This window comes from Arenibacter lacus, assembly GCF_008711145.1.
Lineage (GTDB): Bacteria > Bacteroidota > Bacteroidia > Flavobacteriales > Flavobacteriaceae > Arenibacter > Arenibacter amylolyticus.
In genome coordinates this window covers 1-5,519 of sequence record NZ_VVIN01000104.1, presented here as the reverse complement: position 1 = coordinate 5,519, position 5,519 = coordinate 1, and the positions used below count along the sequence as shown (strand labels likewise).

The following is a 5,519-nucleotide window of genomic DNA, read 5'->3' as shown; positions in this document are numbered from 1 at the left end:
TAGATTGGCTACATCTATGGCATAGTTGCCATCAAAATCGGTAGAAGTACCGTTTGTAGTTCCTTTTTCCACCACATTTACTCCGGGGAGAGGGCTTCCTAAATCATCGGTTACAGTTCCTGTAATCGTTACGTCTTGTGCAACTAATCCCTGAATAAAGAAAATTGCAAAAAACATTAAGTAGTAATGGTTTTTTTTAAACATCCTTGTAAAATTTAGTTCGTTTAATTAGAGTTCTCGGTGCTACCCGGATGTTAATTTAATCTTAAATTTTTAATAATTCATAATTTTAACGCTCTTAATTGAATAAAATGAACACAATCGTCATATATGTGAGATTTAACTCACTCAACAGTTTATTTTATTGCACTTTCCTCAATAAAGTGTTTTTCCTTATAGGATATATACCTTTCTACTATGGACAACCCTATCTTCCAGTACTAGTGCTGGGCGTTCCTATTATTCATCACTGGCACTAGGACAATGCCTAATTATTTCCTAACAACACCGGACATTCCACCATTGGTTAAACTCTGAAGCAAAAAAAAAGGCTGTCCAAATGGACAGCCTTTTAGGACTAATATTATAACTAGTAATACTAGTTTTGTTTCGCCCACCAAAGTGGTGTAAACACATCATCCGGACCACCTAGGTGACCAACAGCTTGCTGATAACCTTCTGGTACGTTGTTCTCAATATTACTAGGATACTTCAAACGCTGCGGGAAAACATTAACACTATTGGTCATATAATTACCCTCGTTCAATGAAGGTAAGTTTGGCAACGCATTTTCTATAGCGGGATTTTCGAAGAACGGTAAGCCCAATCTTCTATGGTCATTCCAGGTTTCTAATGGCAACCATGGGGTTTGCGCAATAAACTTCTGTGTTATAATCTTTGTTAAAAGATCATTTTTAACGCTACCTCCTTGGTATATAGTGTTTTCTGGATACTTAAAAGTAGTAACCCCCGGAGTATCAGTATAACCGTCTACAAAGGTCTTAGTCTCTGTTGCCGAAGGCTCCACGGTATGATTCCATGCTACAGAAGTACCAGCCCTATTGTATTCTTGAGAGGTAATATACTCCCCTAAATACTCGGACACACCCCAGTATTCAAAACTTTGAGCTATACCAGCTTCGTAAGCCGCTTGTCCAGAGGTAGGCACATTCCAACCCCTAACTGCTGCTTCAGCAATTAAGAAATGCGTTTCCCATGCTCCGAAAAATATTCTTTCCGAAGTGCTATTTCTAAATTTATTGGCTAGGCGGGGTACTGTTCCTCCCCAACTATAAACTTTGTTCTTACTACCTTTTTCACCCCAAGATCCGATGGAAGGTGCATTCCATGTAAAGGCCCCTTCTACTTCTTTAACGACATTCTCATTATCGTCCATCAAGCTCCTTTTGGTTACCCCTGTGAAATCCTGATTCCAAGAAGGGTACCTATTCATTTCTGGGTTATCAAAATACCCTGGAATTATATAAGCTTTATAGGCTCTCGGATCTATATTTTCATGCAATCCATCAAACCAGAATCCGGCTGAAGGATCGTTGGTTAATGTGGTGAAGTGATCTTCAAACTTTAGCCCCATATAGTCAGCTGGCTTAATATGGGAATGTAATTCAGCGGGCAGTTGATCTTCGGAGGAAACTCCACCCAAACCTATCATTAAATTATTCAGGGTTGGAGATAGGTACTGACTGTTCCACTCTCTAGACATAACTCCGGTCAAAGCATTCCAACCTGGAGCTTCGGCCACCTTAAAGTTATCATCGTTGGAAGCGATAAACGCACCAGAAGCAGCTGCATCCTCAAATTCCTGTTGGGCTTTGGAAGCATCAACCTCGGATAAACGCATAGCAAAGCGCATCCTTAAGGAGTTAGCGTACTTTTGCCATTTGCTGAAGTTATACTGGTAAGCAGGATCCAAATTTTTAACATTGTTTGGAACTACAATATCCGTATCCAGTTCAGCAGCTGCATCTTTCAACTCAGCCAACATATAGGTGTACACTTCCTCAACGCTGTTGAAGTCAGGGTTTACCCCTTGGTATCCGTTAATTGGCATTGGCCCAAAATTATCTGCCATTTCACTCATTAGATAAGCTCTCCAAATTCTGGCAACCTGCTTTAAGTTATTGGTATACTCCTTTACCGTTCCTGCCTCAATTTGCGCATCTGCTACCTGAATAGCCGTATAAGTGTGCTTTAACCAGTCAGAAACATACCGAAAGTAATCCGAAGACCAGCCTTCATTATAACTTCCTACGGGAAGCGTATTTATTCTGTCCATTCTACCCGCAGCCTTCCAATAAAGGACAAATACCCTTTCCGCAATATGTGGATCTTGCTGCGTACCTATAATGGAATTATTAATGAAGTACTCCACTTGCACTTGCTCTTCCGATGCTGCTGTTGGGTTCTGATTTATTTCTTCAAAATCGGAACAGGCAACCAGGGAAGCGACCATCCCCGAAAGAATCCCTATTTTATATAGTATATTTTTCATCTTTATCATATTATTTTTTTTTTAGAAACTAACCGCTAAGTTAAGAAATACCGTCCTTGATGTTGGAGAGGTTAGGTTTTCAAATCCAACGGCGTTGGAATTGGTTGCGAATACAGATTCTGGATCCACTCCATTCAGGTTACTGTCTATCATCCACACATTATTACAAGAAACACCTATTTTCGCGCTTTGAACAGACATGCTTTGTAACCATTTACTTGGCAATCTATAGTCTAGTTGCACACTTCGCAAACGAATATTGGTAGCATCATAAATATTTGCTTCAGATATCCCCAAGTTACCGGATCTAGAAGCGATGGTTTGCCAATAAATCTGCGGAGAAACTGGGGTTGTATTGGCTACATATCCTCCGTTTCCATCTTCTACAACTCCATCAAAAACAAAATCTGCACGTTCGCCATTAACTACCGTTGCTGCACCTGTACCTGCTCTATTGATAGCCAAATTGGTTCCGGAGAATATTTCCCCTCCAATTCTTGCATCCACCAAGAAGGCCAAGGACAAGTTTTTATACTGGAAGTTGTTTGTCCAACCAAGCAATGCATCTGGCTGTTGGTTCCCCAAGTTAAACTTTTCGCTGGTAGCCAACGGAATTCCATCCGCATCTACAATTATCTTATTGAAATTAGGACTGTTTGGGTCTTCTACTCTTTGATACTTGGTTCCTGAAATCTGCCCGTAAAGTTCACCAGATTCTGCCAAAATGGATAAGTTGTCAAATCCACCCAGAGCGTATTGTGTAACCTCATCGGTTAAGCTAACCACAGTATTTTCGTTTTTAGAGTAATTTACGCCCATATCCCAATTTAAACCATTAGGATTATCCAAGATTCTGGCATTTACCATTAATTCGAATCCTTTGTTCTCAATATCACCCGCATTAGCTTTCACAGCACTGTAACCACTTAATGGGTTTAGCGGCAAATTCAATAGCTGTCTTGTAGCATTTGTTTTATAGTAAGCAAAATCAAAGCTAAGTCTATTCTGGAAGAAACGAGCTTCTAGGCCTACCTCCTTGGATTTAATCAACTCACTTTTAACATCTGGGTTAAATAAGGTACTGTTGCTACTAGCAGTTGTATTTCCATTAGGATCTTTCCCAATACTATAGAAATTATACAGCTGATATGGGCCTAAGTCATTACCTACCTCAGCATGAGATCCTCTCAGTTTTAGGTATGTAAACCAATCTGGGATACTCCCTCCATTATTTTTAACCAAATCGGTAACTACAATGGAAGTACTTATGGAAGGATAAAAGAAAGATCTATTTTCCTTACTAAGCGCCGAAGACCAGTCGTTTCGTCCCGTTACATCTACGAAGAAATATCCATCGTAATTCAACTGCAAGGTTCCGTAAAGTGAGTTGATTCTCTTCTCACTGAATCCTTGCCAAATAGAAGGATTGTTTTTACCGTTGTTAAGGGAGAATAAGTTAGGAACTTCCAACTCACCAGAGTTTCCTCTTAGGCTACTATTTTCTTGAGCCATAAGGTTACCTCCTAAGGTTACCGCTCCTCCAAACTTACCAAAAAGATTGTCTTTGGTAGCAGTAATCAACGCACTATAGTTGCTTTCCACGAAAGTTTCCTTTCCAAGACCAAAGCGGCCAGTATTGGATAGTGGACTACCTGCAAATAGCTTGGTTTCTGTATTTGTGGTATACAAATCGGCACCCGCCTTAATTTCGGCAGTTAGCCAATCGGTAATTTGATTTTTAATGGAACCACTTAACATAAATCGATCCCTGGAGTCCATATTCCTGTTAAATTTGGAAGCCCAGTATGGGTTAACCGTATTTCCAGATGGCTGGAACCAGATCATATTTCCAAATTCGTCCGTACTATTTCTAAAATCCGTTACGTCCAAGGAACGTGGTAATAAATACATTGTACTAAAAACGTTTGAGGTGTTAACTCCACTCAAAGGCCTGTTCTCGGCAGAAATTTTCAAGTACTGTACTTTTACGTCGGTCGTCCAGCTATCATTCTTTCCAAAATTGGATACTGCACGGGTAAGCAAATTCAAACGGTCCAAGGTAGCCCCTGGAATCTTACTGTCATCACTGTAGTAAGTAGCGGAACTATAAAGCGATGTTCCGTTACTGACCTGCTGTTGAAAAGCAATACTATGGTTAACACTGAACCCTGTTTTAATATAGTTTTCAAGGTTGTTATAAGCTCTTAAGGAAGTTTGTTCTCCATTCCACTTTTCAACCTGCTGACCTTCTATTTTTGGCCCCCAGCTAGAACCCGAATCATTGGCATAAATACCATCTGACCCCTGTCCAAACTCATTTTGCAATTCTGGCTTCATAAAAATACTTTCAAAACCAGTAGTTACAGAATAGGTTACACCTAATCCTTGCTGTGCCTTACCTGTTTTGGTAGTAATTAAAATAACACCATTTCCAGCTCTAGATCCATACAAAGCAGCTGCAGACGCTCCTTTTAACACAGACATGCTTTCGATGTTCTCTGGGTTAAGATCCCCTAGACCATTACCCATATCTGCTGCTGGATTCCAGAAATCGGAATTACCACCCGTAAAGTTATCCATTGGCACTCCGTCCACCACAATTAAAGGCTGGTTGTCACCAGTTAAGGAGTTATTACCCCTTAATACAATTTTGGATGAACTAGCAGGTCCGTTACTTCCCCTTACTACTTGCAAACCGGCCACTTTACCTGTTAGCGCGTTGGAAAGGTTGGTTTCTCTTGATTCAACCAATTCCCCTCCTTTAATTTCCTGAAGGGCATAACCAAGGGACTTTCTTTCCCTTTTAATACCTAGGGCAGTAACTACCACTTCCCCCAATTGTTCGGCATCTTCTTCCAAGCTTACGTCAATGGAAGATTTTCCGTTTACGACAACTTCTTTGGTCGTAAAACCCAAGGACGAAAAGACCAAAGTAGCGGTGCTGGAAACATTAATGGTATAATTACCATCAAAATCTGTTGAAGTACCATTAGAGGTCCCTTTTTCC

The 5,519-nt window shown here is 40.4% G+C and carries 3 protein-coding genes; all 3 read right to left on the bottom strand.

Annotated features, from left to right (window positions below):
- Positions 1 to 204 (bottom strand): carboxypeptidase-like regulatory domain-containing protein (locus F1E73_RS16190; protein ID WP_150452544.1); only part of this gene is annotated, 204 nt, incomplete at its 3' end.
- Positions 205 to 598: 394 nt separating this feature from the next.
- The gene (locus tag F1E73_RS16185) at positions 599 to 2,512 is read right to left on the bottom strand and encodes a SusD/RagB family nutrient-binding outer membrane lipoprotein (protein WP_086476358.1); all 1,914 of its coding nucleotides are present in this window, start codon (positions 2,510 to 2,512) and stop codon (positions 599 to 601) included.
- Between the two features lie 21 nt (positions 2,513 to 2,533).
- Positions 2,534 to 5,519: SusC/RagA family TonB-linked outer membrane protein (locus F1E73_RS16180; protein WP_150452543.1), on the bottom strand; the 2,986-nt coding region annotated here is incomplete at its 5' end.

Excerpts from the sequence above, each read along its gene's own strand:
- F1E73_RS16185 (WP_086476358.1), bottom strand. The coding sequence starts at position 2,512 with ATGAAAAATATACTATATAAAATAGGGATTCTTTCGGGGATGGTCGCT.